Raw genomic sequence first — 26,447 nt, forward strand, 5'->3', positions numbered from 1 at the left:
TACTATCTTTTTACCCAATTCTTCAAGAGCTGTTTCCCATCTGGGGTCAATACTGACTCTGGATGAAACTGTACCGCTCGTATATCAAAATCCCTATGCCGTAACGACATAATTTGACCATTTTTATCGAATGAAGTAGCTTCCAAACAAGCTGGTAAATCTGTATGAACTACCCATGAATGATACCTTCCCACTTCAATAGTAGTTGGTAACCCTTTGAAGATATAATCCTCTTTTACAATATCAATCTTTGTTGCTATCCCGTGGTAGACTTGGTCAAGGTTCACTAAACTACCGCCAAATACCTCACCAATGGCCTGTTGCCCTAAGCATACTCCAAAAATTCGTTTGCTACCGGCATATGTTCTAATAATTGACTTGAGTAAACCCGCCTCATCAGGAATTCCTGGGCCAGGAGATAGCACTATATGTTCAAAAGCAGCTACTTCTTCTAAACTTAACTGGTCATTACGTTTTACAGTCACTTCGCAATCCAAATCTTCTAGATAGTGTACCAAATTGTAAGTGAAACTATCATAATTGTCGATCATTAGTATCCTCTGTCCCATTTAGATTGTTTCAGCGATTTCTAGTGCTTTATTTAAAGCACCAAGTTTATTATAGGTTTCCTGCAGTTCATCGTCTGCTTTAGAGGCAGCCACTAAGCCGGCACCAGCTTGAAAATGCAATTCATGATTTTTACTCAAAAAGGTTCTGATCATTATGGCATGATTAAAATTGCCCTTAAAATCCATAAATCCTATGGCACCGCCATAATATCCTCGACTCGTTTTTTCATATTCCTCAATTAACTGCATAGCCCTGTGTTTTGGAGCACCACTTAAAGTTCCTGCGGGAAAGGTATCTGCTACAATCTTCAGCGTAGATATATCCGGTTTTTTCATTCCGGTTACTTTGGACACTAAGTGAATAACATGAGAGAAATATTGAACTTCACGGTAGGTTTCTACATCTACCAGATTTCCGTTTCTACTGAGGTCGTTTCTTGCTAAATCAACCAACATTACATGCTCGCTGTTTTCTTTATCGTCCTGAGCTAATTGTTTTGCTAGCTCCGCATCTTGCTCATCGTTACCCGTGCGTTTGTACGTTCCTGCAATGGGGTGTATTTCTGCTTTACCGTCTTTAACAATGATTTGTGCCTCTGGGGAACTGCCAAAGATTTTAAAATCGCCATAATCAAAAAAGAAGAGATATGGAGAAGGATTAATGGAGCGTAATGCCCGATATACATTAAATTCATCCCCTTTAAACCCTTGTGAAAATCGTCTAGAGAGTACCAACTGAAATACATCTCCACGTTGACAGTGTTTTTTAGCAAGGGCAACTTGCTCCTTAAACGCATTGTCCTCCAAATTAGTACTTACTTCTCCTTCTTTAGAGAAATTATACGAGGCAAAATTACGCACTTTCAAAACTTGTTCCAGTTCTGGTATGTTGTTTTCAGTTTCATAGCAATGGGCAAAAAGATAGGCCTCATTTTTAAAGTGATTGATGGCTATGATATTTTGATAAACTGCATAATATATATCTGGTATCGTAACCGAGTTATCTTTTTTGGAAATTTCAACAGCCTCGAAATAACGCACAGCATCATAAGCCATGAAACCAAAGAGTCCGTTTGTGATGAATTTGAAATCCTGGTCCTCTACGGTGAATAATTGGCTAAAAGCATCAATTTCTTGAGTTACGGATGCTTTGTCGGTAATAGGGGTTTCAAGTTTTGTGCCATCAGGGAACTCTTTGGTAATGATTTCATTTTCAACCTTTATTGAAGCAATAGGGTTGCAGCAGATATAGGAAAAACTATTATCGTTTGCATGATAATCACTACTTTCTAAAAGAATGCTATTTGGGAATTTATCCCTAATTTTTAAATAAACACTAACAGGTGTAATCGTATCTGCAAGTATTTTTTTGAAGTGCGTCTGTAGTTTAAATGACATAGTAAAAGCTATAAATTAAAAAAGGCCTGTCGTGATGACAAGCCTTTATATATTTTTCAATAGGGACTAGTTCACGATGTTTGTCGTAAGCTGTTCCACCACCAAATGTTGTTCATTATTTTCATTACGTCAAAGATAGAAAGGAAATTTAAAGCCACAAATTTTATATGCTTAAAAAATAAAAATCCCTTTGAATTATTTTCAAAGGGATTTCTAAACACCTTAATTTGACAAGGGTAGTATTTATTCCTGTTAAAGAGCCAAATCTACCACTAAGTCAAACTCGTCATAAATGGTTTTATCTCCTAAGTCGTCAAAAAAGCTACCGGATCCATAACGTACATCAAACTTTGAGCGATCTACTTTCATCGTTGCAGTCGCCTTATTTTCAAACATAGATATTACTAGGGTAACAGGTTTTGTAATTCCTTTTATGGTTAAATCTCCTTTTACGGTATAGGAATTTTTGTTAAATGTCTCCGATGAATTGATGACCAACTTGGCGGTAGGATGATTTTCTACTCCAAAAAAATCATCTGACTTAAGATGGCCTTCCAACTTCTCCTTACCGTTTCCGGATGTCATATCCGTGTTGGTAATACTTGTCATGTCTATAACAAATTCTCCTCCAGTCAATTTGTTGCCATCCATCAGTAAGAAACCTGATTTTAGGTCAATGGTTCCATCGTGTGAACCTGTAACTTTATAACCTTTCCAGGTCACCTTACTTTCGCTAACGTTTACTTCTTTTTTTTCATTATCAATAGTGGTATTTGCTGTTGCAGAAAAGCTGAATACTAACGCTAAAAAGATACTTGATACTGTTTTTTTCATGGTTCTTGTTTTAATTGTGTAAAATTCTAAGTTATATATGGGTAAATAATTCTTGTTTTGATTTGCGTACTTTAGGTAAGTGCTGTGTGGTATCATCTGCCGATCGGTATCCTAAAGGCAGTACTACTGATACTGTTAAGTTTTTGCCCCGAAGTCCTAAAATGTTATCATAAGCGTCGGCGTTAAAACCTTCCATAGGACAGGTGTCAATTTTTAACTCCGCCGCTGCCTGCATTAGATTGCCGAGTGCTATGTATACTTGCTTTGCGGTCCATTCTTCCTTTGTTTTTTGTGGAAGGTCTATCAATTTTGATTTTGCAAAATCACTATAGCCTTTTAAGCTTTCGCCAGGAATATTTCTGGTCTCGGCAATATTATTAATATAATCGTCTACCAACTCCTCACCAAAATCTGTTTGATGCGCAAATACAATGAGGTGAGATGCATCTGTAACCTGCGATTGTCCCCAAGATACTGGCTTTAACTGTTCCCTAATCGCTGCATCTGTAATAACAAAGACATGATAAGGTTGTAGACCATAGGAAGAGGCGCTTAGACGTGTTGCCTCTAATAATAACTCTAATTCTTCTTTGGATATTTTTTTAGTACTATCAAATTTTTTGGTTGCGTAGCGCCAATTTCTGTTTTCTAAAATTGTAGTCATTCTTGCTTTAAAATTTATCTAATAATGTATTCAATTGCTCCAATTCTTGGTTGGTAAAATCTCGGAGAATCTCTTCTTCCTTGGCAAATAGCATGCCATCTATTTCATTAAGAAATTCTAAACCTTTGTTTGTAATATTTATTTCTACTTTTCTTCTGTTGTGCTTACATATCGTTCGATGAACATAATCTTTAGTTATGAGCTTGTCTACCAACCTCGTCGTATTACTCATTTTAGTTACCATTCTTTCGTTAATGGTCGATAGATTTGCCGGTTTCCCTTGTTGTCCCCTCAAAATTCGAAGCACGTTAAACTGTTGCACAGAAAGTTCAAATGGTTTCAGTGTTAATGCCACCTGTTCATTCACCTTATTGTAGACCAAGGACAAATGAATAATCGTCCTTTTTTTTAAAGGGATTTTAAAATTTGTTTTTATGGCTTCTTCAACATTCATGTAGAAACAATTATTGTCTATACAAATGTAGTATTGTTTCCATGATACTAAACTTATTTTTTGATTAATTTTTTGTTAAAAAAAATAGGATTTAAGTATTTTTTTATTTTCAGTTGGTCAGCTTACTAATATGATGTTGGATTCAACTGTTGTTTGACGTGTTGCTTGCACTGGGAAAGTTAAATGCGCAAACGATTCCGCTTTAGGTCTATTGGTTGCTCCATTCTTTTTAGATAACCATGGGGTAACATCAAAAGTACCTTCAAGGTAGTTCTTATATATGATACATTGTAGTAGGCATAGTTTTCCAGAATCACTTATTTTTGACTTCAAATATTAATATTATAGTACTATGGCAGATTTATCACAAGAAGAATGGGTAGAAAAATTAAACCAAGATGACAATGCGTTTATCCTTGATGTACGTACCGAAGAAGAACTGGAAGAGGGTCGTATTCCTAAAGCAAAGAATATAGATATTTATCAAGGTCAGGGTTTTATTGATGAACTTGAGAAACTGGACAAGACAAAAAACTACTATGTGTACTGTAGGTCTGGAAACCGAAGTGGCCAAGCTTGTGCGATAATGAATAGTATCGGTTTTGAAAATGCTTTTAATTTGGCCGGAGGTTTTATGAACTGGGAAGGTGAAGTTGCCGAGTAATTTTTAATTTTATTAAATAAATAGCCCGCTATTGAGCGGGTTTTTTATTTTTATAGCATGAAGGAAGACCTTTTACATTACATATGGAAGTACAAAAAATATCCGATTACCTTGATTAGGACAACCAAAGGTGATGGAATTTCGGTAGCGTCCTCTGGAACACATAATCATTTAACTGGCCCCGATTTTTTTAATGCCAAACTTACAATAGATATGCAGTTGTGGGCAGGGAATGTAGAAATCCATACTAAATCGTCTGATTGGTATGCCCATGGCCACGAAACAGATTCTAATTACGATACCGTTATACTCCATGTGGTGTGGGAACATGACGTTGCCGTTTTTAGGTCGGATGGTTCCGAAATCCCTACTTTGGAACTTAAAAATTACATAAGCGATAACGTATTGTCAAACTATAAAAAACTATTTCAGGAGCGAGCTAACCCATTTGTAAATTGCGGAAAAGATATAACTTCCATCACTAGTTTTAAGTTTGATAATTGGAAAGAACGCTTGTATATTGAGCGATTGGAAAGAAAATCCAATGTAGTTTTTAACCTTTTGGAAAACTCCAATAACGATTGGGAAAAGGTATTGTTCGTAATGTTGCTCAAAAGCTTCGGGTCTAAGATAAATGGCGAGTTCTTTTATGAGCTGGGGCTATCAATAGACTTCTCCATAATCAGAAAATTACAAAATAAACCATTGGAATTAGAAGCGTTACTTTTTGGTTTGTCAGGGCTATTGGAAGATGATGATCAGTCGAACAGCTATAGAACAGAACTTCGTCATGCTTACGATTATTTATGTCATAAATATGAATTGGATTCAAGGATATTGTCCAAACCGCAATTTTTTAAGTTGCGACCAACCAATTTCCCAACGATAAGGCTGTCTCAATTCGCACAGTTATACACTTCGGAATATGCTTTGTTCAACAAGGCGATACAAAAAAAGGAAACAGACCTTTATGACTTGTTTATGGTAAAAACCAGTCCTTTTTGGGAAACGCACTTTACGTTTACTACATCGTCTGAAAAGAGTATAAAAAAAACGACTAAAAAGTTTATCGATTTATTGGTCATCAACACCATTTTACCCTTAAGATTCTGTTATCTAAAACATCAAGGTATTGAGTTGGATGAAACTTTTGCAAAGCCGATAACCGACATGGCTTCCGAGAAGAATAGCATACTTAATAAGTACCAAGAGCTAGGCGTAAAGATGAACAATGCAAAGGATAGTCAGGCTTTATTAGAGCTCTACACTAATTATTGTACAAAAAACAAGTGTCTACAATGTGCCGTTGGTATGGAATTATTAACTTTAGAGTCTTAATTTTAGCGCATGAACAGTTTTTACGTCTTGTTGCACTATTTGCAAAAGCGGGGTTTTGAGGTTTGTCGTAGAATTGCAGAACGAATGGGTATTCGTGCCAGAGTTGTACGTACTTCCTTCATTTATTTAACTTTTGTAACGTTGGGCTTTGGATTTGCACTCTATCTATTTCTAGCCTTTTGGTTAAAAATTAAAGATTTGGTGCATACAAAAAGAACCTCCGTTTTTGATTTATAGCAATGATTAAATTTTTTAGGTCCAAGATTTATTTGGCGTTGGCCTTAATTGTGGTCGTACTTTCGATTGGTGTGTTTGGGTACCGTTATATATCTGATTATTCCTGGATTGATGCGCTTTACATGACCATTATTACGGTAACTACGGTGGGTTTCTCAGAAGTGAGGCCAATGGGTGCCGAAGGTAAAATGTTTACCGTATTGCTAATTGTTACCAGTGTATTTATTGGTGGTTTTGCTATTTCGGTGGTAACCGAGTATTTATTAAGTAGAAATTCGTTACAAATATTAAAAAAAAGAGAGTGAAAAAAGCCATAGATAGTTTATCCAACCACGTTGTACTTTGTGGTTTTGGTAGAAATGGGATGCAGGCCGCGGAGCGGCTCAGGGCATATAACAAGCCATTTGTAATTATAGAGCGAGACAAGGATATCATAGATAAGGATAGTACAAATTTCTTTTTTGTTGAAGGAGATGCCAATGATGATGACGTGTTGTTAAGCGCCGGTGTAGATCGGGCTCAGTTTCTTATTACCGCCCTTCCTGACGATTCCACAAATTTATTCGTTGTTTTGTCTGCAAGACAATTGAATACGAATCTTTTCATTATTAGCAGGGCTTCCTTGGTAAATTCCCAGAAAAAATTACTTCTGGCCGGCGCAAACAAGGTAATTATGCCGGATAAAATCGGAGGCGACCATATGGCATCATTGGTAGTAATGCCAGATTTAATTACGTTTATGGACAAACTTTCTGTAGAGGGCGAACATACAACCAATTTGGAAGAGGTAGCCATTGAGGACTTTGCAGATCAGATGGAGTGCAATTCATTACGAGATCTGGATTTACGCAGAAAGACAGGATGTACGATTATAGGTTATATAAGTCCCGATGGCGAGTACATAATAAATCCAGAGGCAGATTTAAAATTACAGTTAAAGAGTAAAGTGATTGTACTAGGGCGTCCGGAACAAATTAAAAAACTGAATGAAATGTTTCATATAGCTTAAGAATCTTTTAGTATATATTTGATTCCCCACATATTTTTTAGGATATTGCCACGTAGTGATGAAAAAACCAACTAAAATTAAAATAGATACATGGTCCACATAAAAAGATTACTTTATTTTTTTTCCTTTTTTATTTTTTTGTCAACATCGGCACAAGAGCTTGAGGTAAAAGGGAAAACACTAAACGCTTCAACTACCATTAATGATGGGGTGATAACGCTTGATGTAACCGGCGGTACTCCTCCGTACACATACAAGTGGAGTAATCAGAGTACACCATTAAAGTCCAACAAAGCCAGTGGTCTGGTTGAAGGAGTTTCATATAATGTTGTTGTTACCGACGCCAATGGCGGGTCGGTAACAAAAGCATTTACGGTAAAATCTGAAGCAATAACAGAGGTTTTTAATGGTGTTATGACTCCAGCGGTAAGCGCTTTGGGTTCTGTACTCTTTTGGGATCCGTTCGCGGCAGTGGGTGTATACGATCCTATAGCTTATGCGGATTTAAAAAGAATAGCCATTCCAGGTTGGTCTCCGGATGTAAACGAAAAGTACACGCTTAAGACATGGCTTAAAGCGGATGGTGAAAAAGTGAAAAAAGGAGAAGCGGTTGCGGTTATTTCCAAGACCAGTGGCGAAGACGAGACGATTATTTCTAATGCGACAGGTACATTGAAACACTTGACAGCAGAGGGAAAGGTAATTTATAATTCGGAAAACCAAGAACATGTAATTGAACAAGGGGCACATTTTTTGGCAGAGGTCAAATATGATGAGCCCATGGTAATGTCACATCCCAATGGAGACCCGATTACCAAACCAATTCCATTTATTGTAATGTGGTTGGTGCTAGGAGCGTTATTCTTTACCATTCGAATGGGCTTTATAAACATCCGTGGATTTAAACATTCATTGGATCTCGCGCGAGGTAAATATGATGATCCCGATGCGCCTGGCCAAGTTACTCATTTTCAAGCACTGGCAACCGCAGTTTCCGGAACTGTTGGCCTTGGTAATATTGCCGGGGTGGCGGTTGCGGTATCGCTAGGTGGAGCAGGAGCAACGTTTTGGATGATTGTTTGCGGATTGTTGGGTATGTCCTCAAAATTTGTGGAGTGTACCTTGGGTGTCAAATACCGAGATATACTGCCTGATGGAAGAGTATTCGGAGGTCCAATGAACTATCTCAGATATGGACTTGAGAAAAGAAATATGAAAGGTTTTGGTAAGGTGTTGGCGGGCTTGTTCGCAGTGCTTGGTGTTGGCGCATCATTTGGCGGCGGAAACATGTTTCAGGCCAACCAGTCTTTTGAACAACTTGCGGGTCAGTTTCCAGCGCTTGTTGGAAATGGCTTTTGGTTCGGCATCGTTACCGCAATTCTAGTAGGTGTCGTTATCATTGGAGGTATTAATAGTATCGCTAAGGTTACGGGACGTGTGGTGCCAGTTATGGCTTCCATTTATATTTTGGCGGCCTTAGCCGTAATTATCATGAACATTCAAAATATTGGCCCTGCATTTTCTGCAATTTGGGATGGTGCATTTAGTCCTTCCGCGTTAAAAGGAGGTGTTATTGGAGTGCTGGTTATAGGATTTCAAAGGGCGGCGTTTTCCAATGAAGCAGGGGTCGGTTCCGCTGCGATTGCGCACAGTACGGCAAAGACAAACCATCCGCCATCGGAGGGTTTCGTTGCCTTGCTCGAGCCATTTATAGACACCGTAGTGGTATGTACATTAACGGCCTTGGTACTTATTTTTACTGGTATGCATGAAGTTGAAGGTTTGGCAGGTGCCCAGTTGACATCGGACGCTTTTGGAAGCCAGATATCTTGGTTTCCTTATGTATTGGCTTTGGCGGTATTTTTATTTGCTTTTTCTACCATGATTTCTTGGTCCTATTACGGAATGCGCTCGTGGACCTATTTATTTGGAAAGAGTAAAAAGTCTGAAATGATTTACAAAATGTTCTTCCTAATTTTTGTAGTTGTAGGAGCTTCGGTAAGCCTTGGTGCTGTTCTCGATTTCTCTGATATGATGATTCTCGCCATGTCGTTCCCTAATATTATCGGACTTTATATTCTATCTGGTGAGGTGAAAACCGATTTGGGAGAGTACTGGGCAAAATTAAAATCGAATCAGCTTTTTAAAAGACAAATAGAAACGAAATAGAGTATATTTTTAATACGGATGAAACAGGTAAAATCCCACTTCAAGTTCACTAAACAAGAACGAAGTGGGGTTTTCTTTTTGCTTTTGTTGCTCGTTCTGGTACAAATTGTTTATTTCTTTTTTATGGATGGTGGTGGCGCGTCATCTGCCAAAATGGTTCTAGATCAAGATACCCAGCAAGAAATCAATCTCTTGAAGCAAAAAGCCGTGTCTGCCGATTCGGTTTCTATGTATCCTTTTAACCCTAATTTTATTACCGATTATAAAGGGTATGCGCTTGGACTTTCCTTGGATGAAATCGATAGGTTACACCAGTATAGAAATAAAGGAAAATTTGTAAATACAGTCGCAGAATTTCAAAGGGTAACCCAAGTATCGGATTCGCTTTTGAATAACATATCTCCTTATTTTAAGTTTCCGGAGTGGGTATCCGCTAGGTCAACGTCCTCTTTCGAACGATATGATGGGCCTAAAACTAATCAGAAAAAGGTAGAGATTGCCCTCATCGATCTAAATACGGCATCAGAAGAACAACTCAAGGATATCTATGGTATTGGAGATAAGCTTGCAGCGCGCATAATTAAGTTTAGGAATAGGCTAGGTGGTTTTCTTGTAGATGAGCAGCTTTCAGATGTGTATGGTTTAAAACCGGAAGTGGTAGAACGGGTCTTGAAGCGATTTCGTGTGATGAAGATTCCCGATGTAGAAAAGCTGGATATTAATACAGCAACTGCCGAAGAATTGGCACAATTGGTCTATATTAAAAAAAGCCTTGCGTACGATATAGTAGCTTTTAGAGATCATAACGGCGGTATCAGTTCTTTTGACGAATTGTTGGAAATAGAAGCTTTTCCCGCCGACCGAATTAACAGAATTGCCTTATATTTGTACCTAAAAAAATAATGCTATGAACGGAATGTACTTCACTGAAGAACATCAATTATTTAGGCAAAGTTTAAAGGATTTTTTACAAAAGGAGATTGTTCCTAATATAGACCAATGGGAGGAATCGGGAGCAATTGATGCTACGGTTTGGCGAAAATTCGGTGAAATGGGTTTTCTAGGATTGGCCACTCCAGAACAGGATGGTGGTATGGGACTGGATTTGTTCTATACTATTGTACTGTTAGAAGAACTACAAAAAATTAACTCTGGAGGATTTGCAGCTGCTATTTGGGCGCATGTTTATCTTGCTATGACGCATTTGAACAAGAATGGAAATGCCTATCAAAAAGATAAATACCTAAAGCCTTCGGTTAGTGGGGATTTAATTGGTTGTTTAGGAGTTTCGGAACCTTTTGGCGGCAGTGACGTTGCCGGTATGCGAACTACCGCGATCAAGGACGGTGACAATTATGTTGTAAATGGTTCAAAGACATTTATTACGAACGGGGTATATGCCGACTATGTAATTTTAGCGGCTAAGACTTCACCGGAATTGGGCAATAAAGGAATTAGTATTCTTATCGTTGATTTAAAGAGTGAAGGAGTGTCTGCCAACAAGTTGAATAAATTGGGTTGGAAAGCGTCCGATACCGCAGAGCTGGCTTTTGATAATGTTGTTGTTCCCGCAAAGAACCTAATGGGTGTAGAAGGAATGGGGTTCACCTATATAATGGAAGCTTTTGCCTTGGAGCGATTGATCATGGGTGTTAACGCACACGCTAGAGCAGAATCTGCTTTGGAATATGCGCGCAAATACATGTCCGAGAGGGAAACGTTCGGAAAAACAATAAATCAATACCAGGCTTTACGACATCGTTTTGTAGACCTCTATGCGGATATGGAAATGTGCAGACAGTACAATTATTACGTAGTGGACAGAATGGATAAAGGCGAGTATGTGGTTAAAGAAGCAACTATTTCTAAGTTGAAGTCTACTAAAATGGCAGACGAAGTTATCTATTCTTGTTTACAGTTTTTAGGCGGCTATGGGTATATGGAAGACTATCCTATGGCAAGAATGTTCCGTGATAGCAGACTTGGTCCTATAGGTGGCGGTACTTCTGAAATTTTACGCGAAATTATAGCGAAGATTGTAATAGATAAAAAGGAATACAAAGTGCCAAAAGAGTAGTTTTTATGCGTTCAATAGAATAATTGCTTAAATAATCTTTTGAATCATAAAAATAGTTCTATATTTGCGCTCTTAATCACTAAAGAAAGGAGGTTGTAGCCCATGTTAATAATACCAATAAAAGAAGGAGAAAACATAGACAGAGCTTTAAAGCGCTTCAAGCGAAAGTTCGATAAAACAGGTACAATGAGACAGTTGAGAAAACGTCAGCAGTTTAATAAGCCTTCAGTAGTGCGTAGAGCACAATTGCAAAAAGCACAGTATATCCAAGGATTACGAGATGCAGAAGAAATTTAAAACCTTCTGATAGAATATTTAAATCCCGCAAATTGCGGGATTTTTTTTGTCAAAAATTATAAATTCAACTACGGTTTGGTAACTTTGGCCTATGATGGTAAAGGAGTTTATAGCGTATCTAGAATTGGAAAAGAACTATTCTAGGCATACTATTATTGCTTATGAAAAAGACCTTGCCGAGTTTTTGACATTTTGTATTACTCATTTTGATATCTCAGGCCTAAATCAAGTACAATATGTTGTAATCAGGAGTTGGGTCGTCTCCCTATCCGAAAATGGGCTTTCAAATAGATCTATAAATAGGAAAATAGCTTCGCTTAAGTCGTATTATCGTTTTCTTCAGAAAATAGGAGAAATAGTTGCAAGCCCTTTAAGCAAGCACAAGGCATTGAAAATCTCAAAAAAAGTAGAGATTCCATTTTCTGAAATAGAAATGGATGCTGTACTTTCTTCGTTTGGTTATACCAATGATTTTCAAGGTAAGCGTGATCAACTCATGATTCAACTACTTTATGCTACTGGAATACGTAGGGCAGAGCTTATCAATTTGAAGTTGAGCGATGTAGATTTAGAGACAAAAAATATAAAGGTCTTGGGAAAAAGAAACAAAGAACGAATTATTCCCATGCTTATAAGTTTAGAGGATTATTTTTTAGATTATTATAGGGAGCGGGATAAGATCGATAGCATTGAAAAAAGTGTATATGTCTTCGTTTCCAAAAGCGGTAATAAAATATATGAGACGCTCGTTTACAGAACGATAAACAAGTATTTTAATGAAGTATCCAGTAAGTTAAAAAAAAGCCCACATATTTTAAGGCATACCTTTGCCACACACCTCTTAAATAAAGGAGCGGATTTAAATTCTGTTAAGGAACTGCTAGGTCATTCTAGTTTGGCGTCTACACAGGTATATACCCATAATAGTATTGCTGAGCTAAAAAAAGTACATGCTTTGGCACACCCTAGGGCAAAAAAGTAGCATTGTGTAAGGATACATCTTTTGAATTAGGCGTTTTAAACGAAGTCATTAATTATCAAATATCTAATCTATTGATTTAATATATGAATGTTTTTTACATCGAAATGGAAATAAGCTAGAAACGTTTTATAATAAGGTGTTTTTTATTTATACTTAAAGGTTATCAGTACAAGTTGTCCCTTACTGAAATAGTTGAAATTAAAGTAATATTATTTAAAGAATACTATAAGGTAAGAATGCAGGGCAAATGCGTTAACGAGGCAGCAAATTCAGTAGGTTTTTCTAAGCAAGGAATAGGTATTAAAAGAAAAGAGAAATTAAGCTTGGTTGCCAAAGCAAATTATTTCAAATTTTGTTTTGAATAAACAAATAAATCTATACATTTGCAGTCCGTTAGAAATAGCGGGCTTTTTTATGCTGAAAAGCGTAACAAAAGTGCCGATGTAGCTCAGCTGGCTAGAGCAGCTGATTTGTAATCAGCAGGTCGTGGGTTCGAGTCCCTCCATCGGCTCATAAGTTCTTTAAATACTGGTTAAAAGGGGAGATACTCAAGCGGCCAACGAGGGCAGACTGTAAATCTGCTGACTACGTCTTCGCAGGTTCGAATCCTGCTCTCCCCACTTTTAACTTTCAGGTATTTGTTTTAAATTTTGAAATTAATAAGCGGGAGTAGCTCAGTTGGTAGAGCGTCAGCCTTCCAAGCTGAATGTCGCCGGTTCGAACCCGGTCTCCCGCTCTAATTTTCTTTCGTAACATGTAGTTTGTGTTGTGGTTAGAAAATGGCTTTTGAAGCCGAATGGGGTTGCAATGGGATTTCCCAAGTGCATGCTCTGTTTTGTTTGGCATTATGGTCATCCCTGCGAAGGCAGGAATTTATTCTGATTCAGAGTAGATTCGACACTTTACGCCGGTGTAGCTCAGGGGTAGAGCGTTTCCTTGGTAAGGAAGAGGTCACGAGTTCGAATCTCGTCATTGGCTCAATTAAGCAATAAAATTGTACACTAATATAAACTAAGATTAAAATTCATTAAACATGGCAAAGGAAAAATTCGATCGTTCCAAACCGCATTTAAATATTGGTACCATTGGACACGTAGATCACGGTAAAACTACATTAACTGCAGCGATTACAACTGTTTTGGCTAATGCAGGTCTTTCTGAAATGAGAAGCTTCGATTCTATCGACAACGCTCCTGAGGAGAAAGAAAGAGGTATTACCATTAATACATCGCACGTAGAGTACTCTACGGCAAATCGTCATTACGCACACGTTGACTGTCCTGGTCACGCGGATTACGTAAAGAACATGGTTACTGGTGCTGCACAAATGGACGGTGCTATTTTGGTAGTTGCTGCTACTGATGGACCAATGCCACAAACTCGTGAGCATATCCTTTTAGGACGCCAAGTTGGTATTCCTAGAATTGTTGTTTTTATGAACAAAGTGGATATGGTTGATGATGAGGAATTAATCGAGCTTGTTGAAATGGAAGTAAGAGAATTGCTTTCGTTTTATGAGTATGATGGTGATAATGGTCCTGTAATTGCTGGTTCTGCATTAGGTGCATTGAACGGAGAGCAAAAATGGGTAGATACAGTAATGGAATTAATGACCGCTGTTGACGAATGGATCGAGCTTCCAAAAAGAGATGTTGATAAGGATTTCTTAATGCCTGTTGAAGATGTATTCACGATTACTGGTCGTGGTACTGTTGCAACTGGTCGTATTGAAACTGGAGTTGCAAATACAGGTGATGCAGTAGATATCATCGGTATGGGCGCCGAAAAATTATCTTCCACGATTACTGGGGTTGAAATGTTCCGTAAGATTTTGGATAGGGGTGAGGCAGGAGATAACGTAGGTATCCTATTAAGAGGTATCGAGAAGTCTCAAATTAGCCGTGGAATGGTAATCTGTAAGCCAGGTTCTGTTAAGCCACATGATAAATTTGAAGCTGAGGTTTATATCCTTAAAAAAGAAGAAGGTGGTCGTCATACACCATTTCATAATAACTACCGTCCTCAGTTCTACGTAAGAACTACAGATGTTACCGGTAATATTTCACTTCCAAGTGGAGTTGAAATGGTTATGCCTGGTGATAACTTGACTATTACGGTTGAGTTGATTCAGCCAATCGCGTTGAGCGAAGGTCTTCGTTTTGCTATTCGTGAGGGTGGTAGAACAGTAGGAGCTGGTCAGGTTACTAAGATTCTTTAATCTCAGAACAATAGTTTAAAATAGTGTTACATCATAAGGGTGTCCCGACATTACGTCGGGATACCTTTCGGTGTAAATACGAACGAGTATGCCACGGATAGGATTTTTCCAGGTGTGCTTATTGTATACGGGTGTAGCTCAGTTGGTAGAGCACTGGTCTCCAAAACCAGGTGTCGGGAGTTCGAGTCTCTCCTCCCGTGCAGAATTTTAGAAGGAATAGAACGTTTTTAGAAGCTAAAAATTTAGTTGAAATGATAACATACATTAAAGAGGCTGTAGAGGAATTAAGAAATAACGTAACGCTACCTACGAGGGCAGATTCGTCTAACCTTATGGTTGTAGTTGCCGTTTTTTCTATTCTTTTTGCATTAGCTACATGGGGCGTCGATACGGTTTTTAGTAAGATTATTAAATTATATTTCAATAACGTTCTAAATTAAGGGAAGTACTATGTCAGAAGTATTGGAAAAGAAATGGTACGTAGTAAGAGCTGTAAGTGGCCAAGAGAATAAAATCAAAGGCTATATTGAGAGCGAAGTAGAGCGACATGGTTTTGCAGATTATTTGGAAGACGTGTTGGTTCCTACCGAAAAGGTTGTTCAGGTAAGAAACGGGAAAAAAATAAATAAGGAGAGAGTGTATTTTCCAGGCTACATTATGGTGAAAGCCAATTTGGGCGGGGAAATGGTCCATATAATAAGATCTATAACAAACGTAATAGGCTTTTTGGGTGAAACCAAAGGCGGTGACCCTGTTCCTTTAAGAAAATCCGAGGTCAATAGAATGTTAGGTAAAGTTGATGAGTTGACGGTGAATACGGACAGCGTTGCCATACCTTTCGTTTTTGGCGAGACGGTCAAGGTTATCGATGGTCCTTTTAATGGATTCAACGGTACTGTGGAAAAAATAAATGAAGAGAAGCGTAAGTTGGAGGTAATGGTGAAGATTTTCGGAAGAAAAACTCCATTGGAGCTCAGCTATATGCAAGTAGAAAAAATTTAAGATAATTGTTACATATTTAAGAGTTGTGTCGCTTCCATTGACACACTTTCAATTTAATTTTAAACAATGGCAAAAGAAATAGGTAAAGTAGTTAAACTACAAGTTAGGGGAGGTGCAGCGAATCCATCGCCACCGGTTGGACCCGCCTTAGGTGCTGCCGGTGTTAACATCATGGAATTCTGTAAGCAATTTAATGCTAGAACGCAGGATAAACCAGGTAAGGTTTTACCAGTTGTAATCACCGTTTATAAGGATAAGTCGTTTGACTTCCTTGTTAAAACACCACCAGCGGCAGTTCAGCTATTGGAAGCGGCTAAGATTAAAAAAGGATCTGGCGAACCTAACAGAGTAAAATTAGGGAATGTAACCTGGGACCAAGTTAAGGCAATAGCCGAAGACAAAATGGTAGACCTTAACGCATTTACCGTAGAATCTGCAATGAGTATGATTGCAGGTACAGCGCGGTCTATGGGTATGAAGGTTTCAGGAAAAAGACCTTTTTAAATTTTAAAAAGCAATTAAATGGCAAAGTTAACAAAGAAGCTTAAGGAAGCACATTCCAAAATAGAGAAGGATAAATTATACTCTGTAGACGAGGCTTCAGCTTTAATTAAAGAAATAACCAATACAAAATTTGATGCATCAATTGATTTGGCCGTAAGACTGGGTGTAGATCCAAGAAAAGCGAATCAAATGGTACGTGGTGTAGTTACACTACCTCATGGTACCGGAAAGGATGTGAAGGTTTTGGCTTTGGTAACACCGGACAAGGAGGCAGAAGCGCAAGAGGCTGGAGCTGATTATGTTGGGTTGGACGAATATTTGGATAAAATTAAAGGCGGTTGGACAGATGTAGATGTTATCATCACCATGCCAAGCGTTATGGGAAAATTAGGACCTTTGGGCCGAGTCTTAGGACCAAGAGGCCTAATGCCAAATCCAAAAACGGGTACAGTAACTATGGATGTTGCTAAAGCGGTTTCAGAAGTAAAAGCTGGTAAGATTGATTTTAAAGTAGATAAGACAGGTATAGTGCATGCTGCTGTGGGGAAAGCTTCCTTTACAGCGGATAAGATTGCAGATAATGCTAAAGAATTATTGGATACTTTAAACAAGCTAAAGCCAACCGCTTCTAAAGGTGTTTACATGAAAAGTATTTTTATGTCCAGTACCATGAGTCCTAGTGTTCAATTAGACCCAAAGTCAGTTTAAGCGCTGCTGGTTAAAAATTTCAATTATGACAAGAGAAGAAAAGGCAACGGTTATACAAGATTTAACGGCTCAGCTTGGAGATAATTCCATTATTTATTTAGCGGATATCTCAGGTATGGATGCTGTGACTACCTCAGATTTAAGAAGAGCCTGTTTTAAGGCTAATATTAAGTTGGCAGTAGTTAAGAATACATTGCTTGCAAAGGCAATGGAGGCCTCGGATAGAGAGTTTGGCGAACTTCCAAGTGTATTAAAGGGAAACACCTCTTTAATGTTCTCAGAAGTTGGTAATGCTCCGGCAAAGCTAATTAAGAATTTCAGAAAGAAATCTGAAAAGCCTTTATTAAAAGGAGCTTTCGTTGAAGAGGCAGTTTACATAGGTGATGAGAATTTGGATGCTCTAGTGAGCATTAAGTCTAAGGAAGAGATGATTGGCGAAATTATTGGATTGTTACAATCCCCGGCCAAAAATGTTATTTCCGGACTTAAATCTGGTGGTGGTAAACTGGCAGGTATCCTTAAAACATTATCTGAAAAATAAGTACGCACTATAAACTAAGTATATTTTAAAATTTTATTAAACGATAGACAATGGCAGATTTAAAAGATTTCGCAGAACAATTAGTTAACCTTACGGTAAAAGAAGTAAACGAGTTAGCTGGTATATTAAAAGATGAGTATGGTATTGAGCCTGCTGCTGCTGCAGTAGCTGTTGCTGCTGGTGGCGGTGCTGCCGAAGGTGGTGAAGCTGCAGAAGCACAATCAGAATTCGACGTTATTTTGAAAGCAGCTGGTGCTTCTAAATTAGCAGTGGTTAAATTGGTTAAGGAATTAACCGGTTTAGGTTTGAAAGATGCAAAAGACATCGTAGATAGCGCACCAAAAGCGGTGAAAGAAGGTATTTCTAAAGATGAAGCAGAAGGTATCAAAAAATCATTAGAAGAAGCAGGAGCTGAAGTTGAGCTTAAGTAATAGCAATAACTATATCAGTTTTGGTTTAGGTCTTTTTCCGCCCCGGCGGAGTCAGACCTAAGCCATTTTATAGAATTAGGTATATAAAGATGTATACTACCCCATTAGTACTCACGATCAAAACACTGTCCGTAGATGTTCACAAATCAGACTGAAAGAATAAATTTTGCATCCGCTAAGAAGACACCGGAATATCCGGATTTTCTTGATATTCAGATCAAATCTTTTCAAGACTTTTTCCAACTTGAAACAAAATCTGACCAAAGAGGTGACGAAGGTTTGTACAATACCTTCATGGAAAATTTTCCAATTACCGATACTAGAAATCAGTTCGTGTTGGAATTTTTGGATTACTTCATCGACCCGCCCAGATATTCAATCCAAGAATGTATAGAGCGCGGTCTTACATATAGTGTTCCGCTTAAGGCTAGGTTAAAATTATATTGTACCGACCCTGAGCATGAGGATTTTGAAACTATAGTGCAAGACGTGTACTTAGGAACTATTCCTTACATGACACCAAGTGGTACGTTTGTCATAAATGGTGCTGAGCGTGTAGTGGTGTCTCAGTTGCACCGTTCTCCAGGGGTTTTCTTTGGACAATCTTTCCATGCAAATGGAACTAAATTATATTCTGCCAGAGTTATTCCTTTTAAGGGTTCTTGGATAGAATTTGCTACCGATATTAATGGCGTTATGTATGCCTATATCGATAGAAAGAAAAAATTACCGGTTACAACCTTGTTCAGAGCTATCGGTTTTGAGCGTGATAAGGATATTTTAGAAATATTTGACCTTTCAGAAGAAATAAAAGTTTCTAACGCCGGCCTTAAAAAAGTGCTTGGCCGTAAGTTGGCCGCGAGAGTTCTAAATACTTGGCACGAGGATTTTGTAGATGAGGATACAGGTGAAGTGGTGTCTATAGAAAGAAACGAGATTGTATTAGATCGTGATACAATTCTAGATAAGGACAACATTGCCGAAATTATCGAAGCTGATGTAAAGACAGTATTACTGCACAAGGAGAATAATGCACAATCGGATTATGCTATTATTCATAATACTTTGCAGAAGGATCCAACGAATTCTGAAAAAGAAGCTGTAGAACATATTTACCGACAACTACGAAATGCAGAGCCGCCAGATGAAGAGACTGCACGTGGTATTATTGATAAATTATTCTTCTCTGATCAACGGTACAACTTAGGTGAAGTTGGGCGTTACAGAATGAATAAAAAATTAGGACTTGATATTGGAATGGACAAGCAGGTCTTGACCAAAGAGGATATCATTACCATTATTAAATATTTGATAGAGCTTATCAACTCTAAAGCGGAAATAGATGATATTGATCACCTTTCTAACAGGCGAGTAAGAACTGTTGGAGAGCAGTTGTCTTCTCAGTTTGGTGTAGGTTTGGCTAGGATGGCACGTACTATTCGAGAAAGGATGAACGTTCGTGACAATGAAGTGTTCACACCTATAGACTTAATTAATGCAAAGACCTTGTCTTCTGTAATTAACTCATTCTTTGGTACAAATCAGTTATCTCAGTTTATGGACCAAACGAATCCATTGGCAGAAATAACACACAAAAGAAGGTTATCTGCGCTAGGACCAGGCGGACTTTCCAGAGAAAGAGCTGGTTTCGAGGTTCGTGACGTTCATTACACACACTATGGTAGATTATGTCCTATTGAAACTCCTGAAGGACCTAACATTGGTCTAATTTCTTCACTTTCTGTTTTTGCTAAAGTGAATTCAATGGGCTTTTTGGAGACGCCCTATAGAAAAGTAGATAAATCCAAGGTTGATATAGATAATTTTGTTTACCTAAGTGCGGAGGAAGAAGAGGGAATGAAAATTGCGCAGGCTAACATTCCAATGAAAGCAAACGGACAGATTGACGCCGATAAGATTATTGCAAGGGAAGAAGGAGATTTCCCGGTAGTAGATCCAGCGGAAATCAATTATACCGATGTTGCCCCAAATCAAATAGCGTCAATATCAGCATCTTTGATTCCGTTCTTGGAGCATGATGATGCAAACCGTGCTTTGATGGGATCAAACATGATGCGTCAGGCAGTTCCATTGTTAAAACCACAGTCTCCAATTGTAGGAACAGGTTTGGAAAGACAGGTTGCTTCTGATTCTAGGGTGTTGATCAACGCAGAAGGTGATGGTGTTATTGAATACGTAGATTCTCAGAAAATAACGATTAAATACGATAGAACGGAAGCTGAAAGGCTTATAAGTTTTGACGAGGATGATAAAACGTATTTTCTGGTTAAATTCAGAAAAACGAATCAGGGTACCAGCATTAATCTAAAACCGATAGTTAAGAAAGGTGATAGAGTTAAAAAGGGACAAGTTCTTTGTGAAGGTTATGCTACTGAAAAAGGAGAATTAGCGTTGGGTAGAAATCTTACAGTTGCATTTATGCCTTGGAAGGGATACAACTTTGAGGATGCTATTGTAATCTCGGAGAAAGTGGTACGTGAGGATATATTTACATCGATCCACGTAGACGAGTACTCTTTGGAGGTAAGGGATACAAAATTGGGTGCAGAGGAATTAACTCATGACATTCCAAACGTTTCCGAGGAAGCTACCAAGGATTTGGATGAAAATGGAATGATCCGTATTGGTGCAGAAGTGAAACCAGGAGATATACTTATTGGTAAGATTACGCCAAAAGGTGAATCTGACCCAACTCCGGAGGAAAAATTATTACGCGCTATATTTGGTGATAAAGCGGGTGATGTGAAAGATGCATCATTAAAGGCGTCTCCTTCTTTAAGAGGCGTTGTGATAGAGAAAAAATTGTTCTCTAGGTCCGTGAAGGATAAGCGTAAACGTTCAGAAGACAAGGAAGAGCTTGGTAAGCTGGAGTTAGAATACGAAGTAAAGTTCCAAGAACTTAAGGATGTTCTAGTAGAGAAATTATTCACCCTGGTAAACGGGAAAACCTCTCAAGGGGTATTGAATGATTTAGGTGAAGAAGTACTTCCTAAAGGTAAGAAGTATACCATGAAAATGTTAAATTCAGTTGACGATTTTGCACATTTGGTTGGTGGAAGTTGGACGACGGATAGCGACAACAATGCCTTGGTATTAGATTTATTGCATAACTATAAAATAAAGCTTAATGATCTTCAAGGGAATCTAAGAAGAGATAAGTTTACAATTTCGGTTGGGGACGAATTGCCAGCTGGTATCATGAAGTTGGCGAAGGTTTACGTAGCTAAGAAACGTAAACTTAAGGTAGGTGATAAAATGGCGGGACGTCATGGAAACAAAGGTATTGTCTCCAGAATCGTACGTCAAGAAGATATGCCGTTCTTGGAAGACGGAACACCGGTAGATATCGTATTAAATCCTTTAGGCGTACCATCACGTATGAATATTGGTCAGATTTACGAGACAGTTCTAGGTTGGGCCGGTCTTAAACTAGGCAAGAAATTTGGAACTCCAATTTTTGATGGTGCTACCCTTGACGAAATTAATGCATATACAGATGAAGCGGGAATTCCAAGATTTGGACATACCTATTTATATGATGGTGGTACGGGTCAACGTTTTGATCAGCCTGCTACCGTTGGTGTAATCTATATGTTGAAATTAGGACATATGGTAGATGATAAGATGCATGCACGTTCTATAGGACCGTATTCGCTTATTACACAGCAACCATTGGGTGGTAAAGCACAATTTGGTGGCCAACGTTTTGGAGAGATGGAAGTATGGGCTTTGGAAGCTTATGGAGCATCTGCAACGCTACGTGAAATATTGACCGTTAAATCGGATGATGTGATTGGTAGAGCCAAGACGTACGAGTCTATTGTAAAAGGTGAAACGATGCCGGAACCTGGTTTACCAGAATCTTTCAATGTCTTAATGCACGAACTTAAGGGATTAGGTTTGGATATTAGGCTTGAGGAATAAGTTTATAGTTTTAGAGACTATTTAAAAACACAATTAAAATCATTATCAGCACGCTATTATGGCTAGAATAAAAGATAATAACCCAATAAAAAGGTTTAATAAAATTTCTATCGGATTAGCTTCGCCCGAAGCAATTTTGGCAGAATCTAGAGGAGAAGTTTTAAAACCTGAAACCATTAACTATAGAACGCACAAACCAGAACGTGATGGTCTTTTTTGCGAGCGTATTTTTGGCCCTGTAAAGGACTATGAATGTGCTTGCGGAAAGTATAAGCGGATCCGTTACCGCGGTATTGTGTGTGATCGTTGTGGTGTGGAGGTAACAGAAAAGAAAGTACGTAGAGACAGGGTAGGACATATTAATTTAGTTGTTCCTGTAGCTCATATTTGGTATTTCCGTTCGCTTCCTAACAAAATAGGATATCTTCTTGGATTACCCTCCAAGAAATTGGATATGATTATTTACTACGAAAGATACGTAGTAATTCAAGCGGGTATTGCGAAAGGAGCAGAAGGTGAAGAAATCAATAAAATGGATTTCTTGACTGAGGAAGAGTACTTGAATATAATGGAATCTATTCCGCCAGAAAATCAGTATTTGGAAGATTCGGACCCTAACAAGTTTATCGCTAAGATGGGTGCGGAATGTTTAATCGACCTTTTGGGAAGAATAGATTTAAAAGAATTGTCTTTTAGCTTAAGACATAAAGCAAATACGGAAACTTCAAAGCAGCGAAAAACAGAAGCCTTAAAAAGACTTCAAGTGGTCGAGGCGCTTAGGGAGTCACAAGAAAATAGGGAGAACGAACCAGAGTGGATGATCATGAAGGTTATTCCGGTGATACCGCCAGAATTGCGTCCTTTGGTGCCCTTGGATGGTGGCCGTTTCGCGACATCTGATTTGAACGATTTATACAGAAGAGTAATTATCCGTAACAATCGTCTTAAGCGATTGGTAGAGATAAAAGCTCCTGAGGTGATTTTGCGTAACGAGAAGCGTATGCTTCAGGAATCAGTAGATTCACTTTTCGACAACACAAGAAAAGCTTCTGCCGTTAAAACAGAGTCCAACAGGCCGTTAAAATCACTTTCAGATTCATTAAAAGGTAAGCAAGGGCGTTTCCGTCAAAACTTACTTGGTAAACGTGTGGATTATTCGGCACGTTCTGTTATCGTTGTGGGTCCAGAATTGAAACTATTTGAATGTGGACTTCCAAAGGATATGGCTGCTGAATTATACAAGCCATTTGTTATCCGTAAGTTGATAGAAAGAGGTATTGTAAAGACCGTAAAGTCTGCCAAAAAGATTATAGACAAAAAGGAGCCTGTAGTTTGGGATATCCTAGAGAATGTATTGAAAGGGCATCCAGTTTTATTGAATCGTGCGCCAACGCTTCACCGTTTGGGAATCCAAGCATTTCAGCCAAAACTAATCGAAGGAAAAGCGATTCGTTTACATCCTTTGGTCTGTACTGCATTTAATGCGGATTTTGATGGGGATCAAATGGCGGTACACCTACCGTTAGGACCAGAGGCAATTTTAGAGGCACAGCTTTTAATGTTGGCTTCACATAATATTTTGAACCCTGCAAATGGTTCTCCTATTACCGTTCCTTCTCAGGATATGGTTTTGGGTCTATACTATATGACCAAAGAAAGAAAGTCTACACCTGAAGTACCTATAAAAGGTGAAGGATTGACCTTTTATTCTTATGAAGAGGTTGAAATCGCTTTTAATGAAGGGATGGTCAACTTAAACGCGGGAATAAAGGTAAGAGCAAAAGATTTTAATGAAGCAGGCGAGCTGGTCAACCAAATTATACCTACAACGGTAGGTAGGGTTTTGTTCAACATGGAAGTTCCAGAAGCTGCTGGGTATATTAATGATGTTTTGAACAAAAAATCTTTAAGAGATATCATTGGGGGTATATTGGCGGTTACCGATGTGCCAACAACGGCAGATTTCTTGGATAAGATTAAAACTATGGGTTATGATTTCGCCTTTAAAGGAGGACTTTCCTTTAGTTTAGGTGATATTATTATCCCGAAAGAGAAGCCTGAAATGATTGCAGATGCCAATGAACAGGTAGATGGTATTATGGCCAATTATAACATGGGTCTTATTACCAATAATGAACGTTACAATCAGGTAATTGATGTGTGGACTTCAACGAACGCTATGCTAACCGAGTTAGCAATGAAGCGTATTCGCGAAGACCAACAGGGGTTCAACTCTGTGTATATGATGCTTGATTCTGGTGCAAGGGGTTCTAAGGAGCAAATTCGTCAGTTAACAGGTATGCGTGGATTAATGGCGAAGCCTAAAAAATCTACAGCAGGTGGTGGTGAGATTATTGAGAATCCAATTCTTTCTAACTTTAAGGAAGGCTTATCTATTTTGGAATACTTTATCTCAACGCACGGTGCGCGAAAAGGGTTGGCGGATACAGCACTTAAAACCGCAGATGCAGGTTATTTGACGAGAAGATTGGTTGATGTTTCACAGGATGTAATTATTAATATTGAAGATTGTGAGACCCTAAGAGGTGTTGAAGTTGAAGCACTGAAAAAGAATGAAGAAATTGTTGAGACACTTGGAGAACGTATTGTTGGCCGTGTTTCTTTGCATGATGTTTATGATCCTTTGACCCAAGAACTTTTATTGAGTGCAGATCAGGAGATTATGGAGGTTGATGTTAAGAGGGTAGAAGCTTCTCCAATCGAAAGAATTGAGGTGCGTTCGGCATTAACATGTGAAGCCCAAAAAGGAATTTGTGCAAAATGTTATGGTAGAAACCTTTCTACTAATAAAATGGTACAAAGAGGAGAAGCTGTTGGGGTCGTTGCTGCGCAATCTATTGGAGAGCCCGGTACACAGTTAACGCTCCGTACATTCCATGTGGGTGGTATTGCAGGTAACATTTCGGAGGACAATAAACTGGAAGTTAAGTTTTCTGGTATTGCCGAGATAGAGGATATGAGAACGGTTACAAGTGTGGATTCCGAAGGGAAACCCGCTCTTATCGTAATTTCAAGAACTTCGGAAATAAAAGTAGTTGATGCAAAAACAGGTATTACGTTAAGTACAAATAATATTCCCTATGGTTCACAACTGTTCATAGAAAATGGTGCTAAAGTAGCTAAAGGTGATGTCATCTGTTCATGGGATCCTTACAATGGTGTCATCGTTTCAGAGTTTCCAGGTAAAATTGCCTATGAGAATATTGATCAAGGTGTAACATATCAGGTAGAGATTGATGAGCAAACTGGATTCCAAGAAAAGGTAATTTCTGAATCAAGGAACAAAAAGTTGATTCCAACTTTACTTATCCAAGATGGTAAAGGTGAAACATTACGCTCTTATAATTTACCTGTTGGTTCGCACATTATGGTGGACGATGGAGATAAGATTAAGGAAGGTAAGATTTTGGTGAAGATTCCGCGTAAATCAGCAAAAGCTGGTGATATTACGGGTGGTCTTCCTAGGGTAACCGAGCTATTTGAGGCACGTAATCCTTCCAACCCTGCGGTCGTTTCCGAGATTGACGGTGTTGTATCTTTTGGTAAGATTAAGAGAGGTAATAGAGAAATCATAATCGAATCCAAGTTGGGTGAAATAAAGAAATACCTCGTAAAGCTTTCCAATCAGATTCTTGTTCAAGAAAACGATTATGTACGAGCAGGTATGCCTTTATCTGATGGTTCTATTACTCCAGAAGATATTTTAAAAATTAAAGGACCATCAGCCGTACAACAATATCTAGTGAACGAAGTTCAGGAGGTATATAGGTTACAAGGTGTAAAAATCAATGACAAACACTTTGAGGTTGTTGTTAGACAAATGATGCGTAAAGTAAGGATTGTAGATCCAGGAGATACGATTTTCTTAGAGAACCAATTAATACATAAAGACGATTTTATCACAGAGAACGATGAGATTTTCGGTAAAAAAGTGGTTATGGAAGCTGGAGAGTCCGAGAATTTAAAAGCTGGTCAGATAGTTACACCAAGAGAACTTAGGGATGAAAATTCTTTGTTGAAGCGAAATGACAAAGCTTTAGTAGAAGCTAGAGATGCCGTTGCAGCAACTGCAACTCCAATATTACAGGGTATAACAAGAGCTTCCCTACAAACAAAATCGTTTATATCTGCAGCTTCGTTCCAAGAGACGACTAAAGTATTGAATGAGGCCGCTGTAAGTGGTAAGGTAGATACCTTGGAAGGACTTAAAGAAAATGTAATCGTAGGACATAGAATTCCAGCTGGTACAGGAATGCGGGACTATGAGAGCATTATAGTAGGTTCTAAAGAGGAATATGATGAAATTATGGCTAGAAAAGAAGCCTTAAAATTCTAAATATAGTAAGCCCTCAGTTTTTAATTGAGGGCTTTTTTATGATTACTTA

At 38.4% G+C, this 26,447-nt stretch carries 22 protein-coding genes, 5 tRNA genes and 1 pseudogene; 23 read left to right on the forward strand and 5 right to left on the reverse strand.

The genetic code is table 11. The features are described 5' to 3' along the window. Window positions 1–2: 2 nt before the first annotated feature. The 5 genes from MS6x_RS15395 to MS6x_RS15415 all read right to left on the reverse strand — a co-directional run bounded on the left by MS6x_RS15395 (window position 3) and on the right by MS6x_RS15415 (window position 3,919). A complete protein-coding gene (locus MS6x_RS15395; protein ID WP_482603346.1) occupies window positions 3–569 on the reverse strand; it encodes an anthranilate synthase component II in 567 nt (188 codons plus the stop codon). Then, a complete protein-coding gene (locus MS6x_RS15400) occupies window positions 570–1,967 on the reverse strand; it encodes an anthranilate synthase component I family protein (RefSeq protein WP_482603347.1) in 1,398 nt (465 codons plus the stop codon). It abuts the gene before it with no gap. A gap of 252 nt (window positions 1,968–2,219) precedes the next feature. Continuing rightward, window positions 2,220–2,801, reverse strand: a complete 582-nt coding sequence (locus tag MS6x_RS15405) for a YceI family protein (RefSeq protein ID WP_482603348.1) — start codon at window positions 2,799–2,801, stop codon at window positions 2,220–2,222. A gap of 31 nt (window positions 2,802–2,832) precedes the next feature. Beyond that, entirely contained in the window at window positions 2,833–3,465 is a 633-nt protein-coding gene (locus tag MS6x_RS15410) for an NAD(P)H-dependent oxidoreductase (RefSeq protein WP_482603349.1), read from the reverse strand. A gap of 7 nt (window positions 3,466–3,472) precedes the next feature. After that, on the reverse strand, window positions 3,473–3,919 hold the full coding sequence (locus MS6x_RS15415) for a MarR family winged helix-turn-helix transcriptional regulator (protein WP_482603350.1): 447 nt from the start codon (window positions 3,917–3,919) through the stop codon (window positions 3,473–3,475). Between the two features lie 352 nt (window positions 3,920–4,271). On the opposite strand from MS6x_RS15415, the gene MS6x_RS15420 reads away from it, so the two are divergent. The 23 genes and pseudogenes from MS6x_RS15420 to rpoC all read left to right on the forward strand — a co-directional run bounded on the left by MS6x_RS15420 (window position 4,272) and on the right by rpoC (window position 26,398). Then, entirely contained in the window at window positions 4,272–4,583 is a 312-nt protein-coding gene (locus tag MS6x_RS15420; RefSeq protein WP_482603351.1) for a rhodanese-like domain-containing protein, read from the forward strand. 57 nt (window positions 4,584–4,640) lie between these two features. Continuing rightward, a complete protein-coding gene (locus tag MS6x_RS15425; RefSeq protein ID WP_482603352.1) occupies window positions 4,641–5,921 on the forward strand; it encodes a DUF2851 family protein in 1,281 nt (426 codons plus the stop codon). Between the two features lie 9 nt (window positions 5,922–5,930). Then, entirely contained in the window at window positions 5,931–6,158 is a 228-nt protein-coding gene (locus MS6x_RS15430; protein WP_482603353.1) for a PspC domain-containing protein, read from the forward strand. Window positions 6,159–6,160: 2 nt separating this feature from the next. Next, a pseudogene (locus MS6x_RS15435) lies at window positions 6,161–7,167 on the forward strand (potassium channel family protein). A gap of 90 nt (window positions 7,168–7,257) precedes the next feature. Further along, window positions 7,258–9,336, forward strand: a complete 2,079-nt coding sequence (locus tag MS6x_RS15440; protein ID WP_482603354.1) for an amino acid carrier protein — start codon at window positions 7,258–7,260, stop codon at window positions 9,334–9,336. Window positions 9,337–9,354: 18 nt separating this feature from the next. Then, window positions 9,355–10,239 (forward strand): ComEA family DNA-binding protein, encoded by an 885-nt coding sequence (locus MS6x_RS15445; RefSeq protein WP_482603355.1) that lies wholly within the window; start codon window positions 9,355–9,357, stop codon window positions 10,237–10,239. A 4-nt stretch (window positions 10,240–10,243) separates the two neighbouring features. Beyond that, complete coding sequence (locus MS6x_RS15450; RefSeq protein ID WP_482603356.1) at window positions 10,244–11,413, forward strand: acyl-CoA dehydrogenase family protein; 1,170 nt, start codon at window positions 10,244–10,246, stop codon at window positions 11,411–11,413. Between the two features lie 102 nt (window positions 11,414–11,515). Next, window positions 11,516–11,710, forward strand: a complete 195-nt coding sequence (gene rpsU, locus MS6x_RS15455) for a 30S ribosomal protein S21 (protein WP_379934676.1) — start codon at window positions 11,516–11,518, stop codon at window positions 11,708–11,710. A gap of 91 nt (window positions 11,711–11,801) precedes the next feature. After that, window positions 11,802–12,692, forward strand: coding sequence for a tyrosine-type recombinase/integrase (locus MS6x_RS15460; RefSeq protein ID WP_482603357.1), 891 nt, complete (start codon window positions 11,802–11,804; stop codon window positions 12,690–12,692). A 437-nt stretch (window positions 12,693–13,129) separates the two neighbouring features. Further along, window positions 13,130–13,203 (forward strand) — tRNA-Thr (locus MS6x_RS15465). Window positions 13,204–13,230: 27 nt separating this feature from the next. Next, window positions 13,231–13,312 (forward strand) — tRNA-Tyr (locus MS6x_RS15470). Between the two features lie 43 nt (window positions 13,313–13,355). Beyond that, a tRNA-Gly gene (locus MS6x_RS15475) sits at window positions 13,356–13,428 on the forward strand. 170 nt (window positions 13,429–13,598) lie between these two features. Continuing rightward, window positions 13,599–13,670 (forward strand) — tRNA-Thr (locus tag MS6x_RS15480). A 55-nt stretch (window positions 13,671–13,725) separates the two neighbouring features. Then, complete coding sequence (tuf, locus tag MS6x_RS15485) at window positions 13,726–14,910, forward strand: elongation factor Tu (protein WP_482603358.1); 1,185 nt, start codon at window positions 13,726–13,728, stop codon at window positions 14,908–14,910. Between the two features lie 127 nt (window positions 14,911–15,037). After that, a tRNA-Trp gene (locus tag MS6x_RS15490) sits at window positions 15,038–15,110 on the forward strand. Window positions 15,111–15,161: 51 nt separating this feature from the next. After that, window positions 15,162–15,350 carry a preprotein translocase subunit SecE gene (secE, locus tag MS6x_RS15495; RefSeq protein ID WP_482603359.1) on the forward strand — a complete coding sequence of 63 codons (189 nt, stop codon included), beginning with the start codon at window positions 15,162–15,164 and terminating at the stop codon, window positions 15,348–15,350. A 10-nt stretch (window positions 15,351–15,360) separates the two neighbouring features. Continuing rightward, window positions 15,361–15,912, forward strand: a complete 552-nt coding sequence (gene nusG / locus MS6x_RS15500) for a transcription termination/antitermination protein NusG (RefSeq protein ID WP_379934667.1) — start codon at window positions 15,361–15,363, stop codon at window positions 15,910–15,912. A 66-nt stretch (window positions 15,913–15,978) separates the two neighbouring features. After that, complete coding sequence (gene rplK, locus MS6x_RS15505; protein ID WP_379934665.1) at window positions 15,979–16,416, forward strand: 50S ribosomal protein L11; 438 nt, start codon at window positions 15,979–15,981, stop codon at window positions 16,414–16,416. Window positions 16,417–16,434: 18 nt separating this feature from the next. After that, window positions 16,435–17,124, forward strand: a complete 690-nt coding sequence (rplA, locus tag MS6x_RS15510; RefSeq protein WP_482603360.1) for a 50S ribosomal protein L1 — start codon at window positions 16,435–16,437, stop codon at window positions 17,122–17,124. A gap of 25 nt (window positions 17,125–17,149) precedes the next feature. After that, a complete protein-coding gene (rplJ, locus tag MS6x_RS15515; RefSeq protein ID WP_482603361.1) occupies window positions 17,150–17,665 on the forward strand; it encodes a 50S ribosomal protein L10 in 516 nt (171 codons plus the stop codon). Window positions 17,666–17,715: 50 nt separating this feature from the next. Continuing rightward, the gene (gene rplL, locus MS6x_RS15520) at window positions 17,716–18,096 is read left to right on the forward strand and encodes a 50S ribosomal protein L7/L12 (protein WP_482603362.1); all 381 of its coding nucleotides are present in this window, start codon (window positions 17,716–17,718) and stop codon (window positions 18,094–18,096) included. Between the two features lie 135 nt (window positions 18,097–18,231). Continuing rightward, a complete protein-coding gene (rpoB, locus tag MS6x_RS15525; protein WP_482603363.1) occupies window positions 18,232–22,041 on the forward strand; it encodes a DNA-directed RNA polymerase subunit beta in 3,810 nt (1,269 codons plus the stop codon). Window positions 22,042–22,099: 58 nt separating this feature from the next. Continuing rightward, window positions 22,100–26,398 (forward strand): DNA-directed RNA polymerase subunit beta', encoded by a 4,299-nt coding sequence (rpoC, locus tag MS6x_RS15530; protein ID WP_482603364.1) that lies wholly within the window; start codon window positions 22,100–22,102, stop codon window positions 26,396–26,398. Window positions 26,399–26,447 lie beyond the last annotated feature (49 nt).

The organism is Maribacter sp. MS6 (genome assembly GCF_056839185.1).

Excerpts from the sequence above, each read along its gene's own strand:
- rpoB (WP_482603363.1), top strand. The coding sequence starts at position 18,232 with ATGTTCACAAATCAGACTGAAAGAATAAATTTTGCATCCGCTAAGAAG.
- MS6x_RS15400 (WP_482603347.1), bottom strand. The coding sequence starts at position 1,967 with ATGTCATTTAAACTACAGACGCACTTCAAAAAAATACTTGCAGATACG.
- secE (WP_482603359.1), top strand. The coding sequence starts at position 15,162 with ATGATAACATACATTAAAGAGGCTGTAGAGGAATTAAGAAATAACGTA.
- rplL (WP_482603362.1), top strand. The coding sequence starts at position 17,716 with ATGGCAGATTTAAAAGATTTCGCAGAACAATTAGTTAACCTTACGGTA.
- rplA (WP_482603360.1), top strand. The coding sequence starts at position 16,435 with ATGGCAAAGTTAACAAAGAAGCTTAAGGAAGCACATTCCAAAATAGAG.
- tuf (WP_482603358.1), top strand. The coding sequence starts at position 13,726 with ATGGCAAAGGAAAAATTCGATCGTTCCAAACCGCATTTAAATATTGGT.
- MS6x_RS15420 (WP_482603351.1), top strand. The coding sequence starts at position 4,272 with ATGGCAGATTTATCACAAGAAGAATGGGTAGAAAAATTAAACCAAGAT.
- nusG (WP_379934667.1), top strand. The coding sequence starts at position 15,361 with ATGTCAGAAGTATTGGAAAAGAAATGGTACGTAGTAAGAGCTGTAAGT.
- MS6x_RS15440 (WP_482603354.1), top strand. The coding sequence starts at position 7,258 with ATGGTCCACATAAAAAGATTACTTTATTTTTTTTCCTTTTTTATTTTT.
- rpsU (WP_379934676.1), top strand. The coding sequence starts at position 11,516 with ATGTTAATAATACCAATAAAAGAAGGAGAAAACATAGACAGAGCTTTA.
- MS6x_RS15445 (WP_482603355.1), top strand. The coding sequence starts at position 9,355 with ATGAAACAGGTAAAATCCCACTTCAAGTTCACTAAACAAGAACGAAGT.
- MS6x_RS15425 (WP_482603352.1), top strand. The coding sequence starts at position 4,641 with ATGAAGGAAGACCTTTTACATTACATATGGAAGTACAAAAAATATCCG.
- MS6x_RS15450 (WP_482603356.1), top strand. The coding sequence starts at position 10,244 with ATGAACGGAATGTACTTCACTGAAGAACATCAATTATTTAGGCAAAGT.
- MS6x_RS15430 (WP_482603353.1), top strand. The coding sequence starts at position 5,931 with ATGAACAGTTTTTACGTCTTGTTGCACTATTTGCAAAAGCGGGGTTTT.
- MS6x_RS15415 (WP_482603350.1), bottom strand. The coding sequence starts at position 3,919 with ATGAATGTTGAAGAAGCCATAAAAACAAATTTTAAAATCCCTTTAAAA.
- rplK (WP_379934665.1), top strand. The coding sequence starts at position 15,979 with ATGGCAAAAGAAATAGGTAAAGTAGTTAAACTACAAGTTAGGGGAGGT.
- rplJ (WP_482603361.1), top strand. The coding sequence starts at position 17,150 with ATGACAAGAGAAGAAAAGGCAACGGTTATACAAGATTTAACGGCTCAG.
- MS6x_RS15405 (WP_482603348.1), bottom strand. The coding sequence starts at position 2,801 with ATGAAAAAAACAGTATCAAGTATCTTTTTAGCGTTAGTATTCAGCTTT.
- MS6x_RS15395 (WP_482603346.1), bottom strand. The coding sequence starts at position 569 with ATGGGACAGAGGATACTAATGATCGACAATTATGATAGTTTCACTTAC.
- MS6x_RS15460 (WP_482603357.1), top strand. The coding sequence starts at position 11,802 with ATGATGGTAAAGGAGTTTATAGCGTATCTAGAATTGGAAAAGAACTAT.
- rpoC (WP_482603364.1), top strand. The coding sequence starts at position 22,100 with ATGGCTAGAATAAAAGATAATAACCCAATAAAAAGGTTTAATAAAATT.
- MS6x_RS15410 (WP_482603349.1), bottom strand. The coding sequence starts at position 3,465 with ATGACTACAATTTTAGAAAACAGAAATTGGCGCTACGCAACCAAAAAA.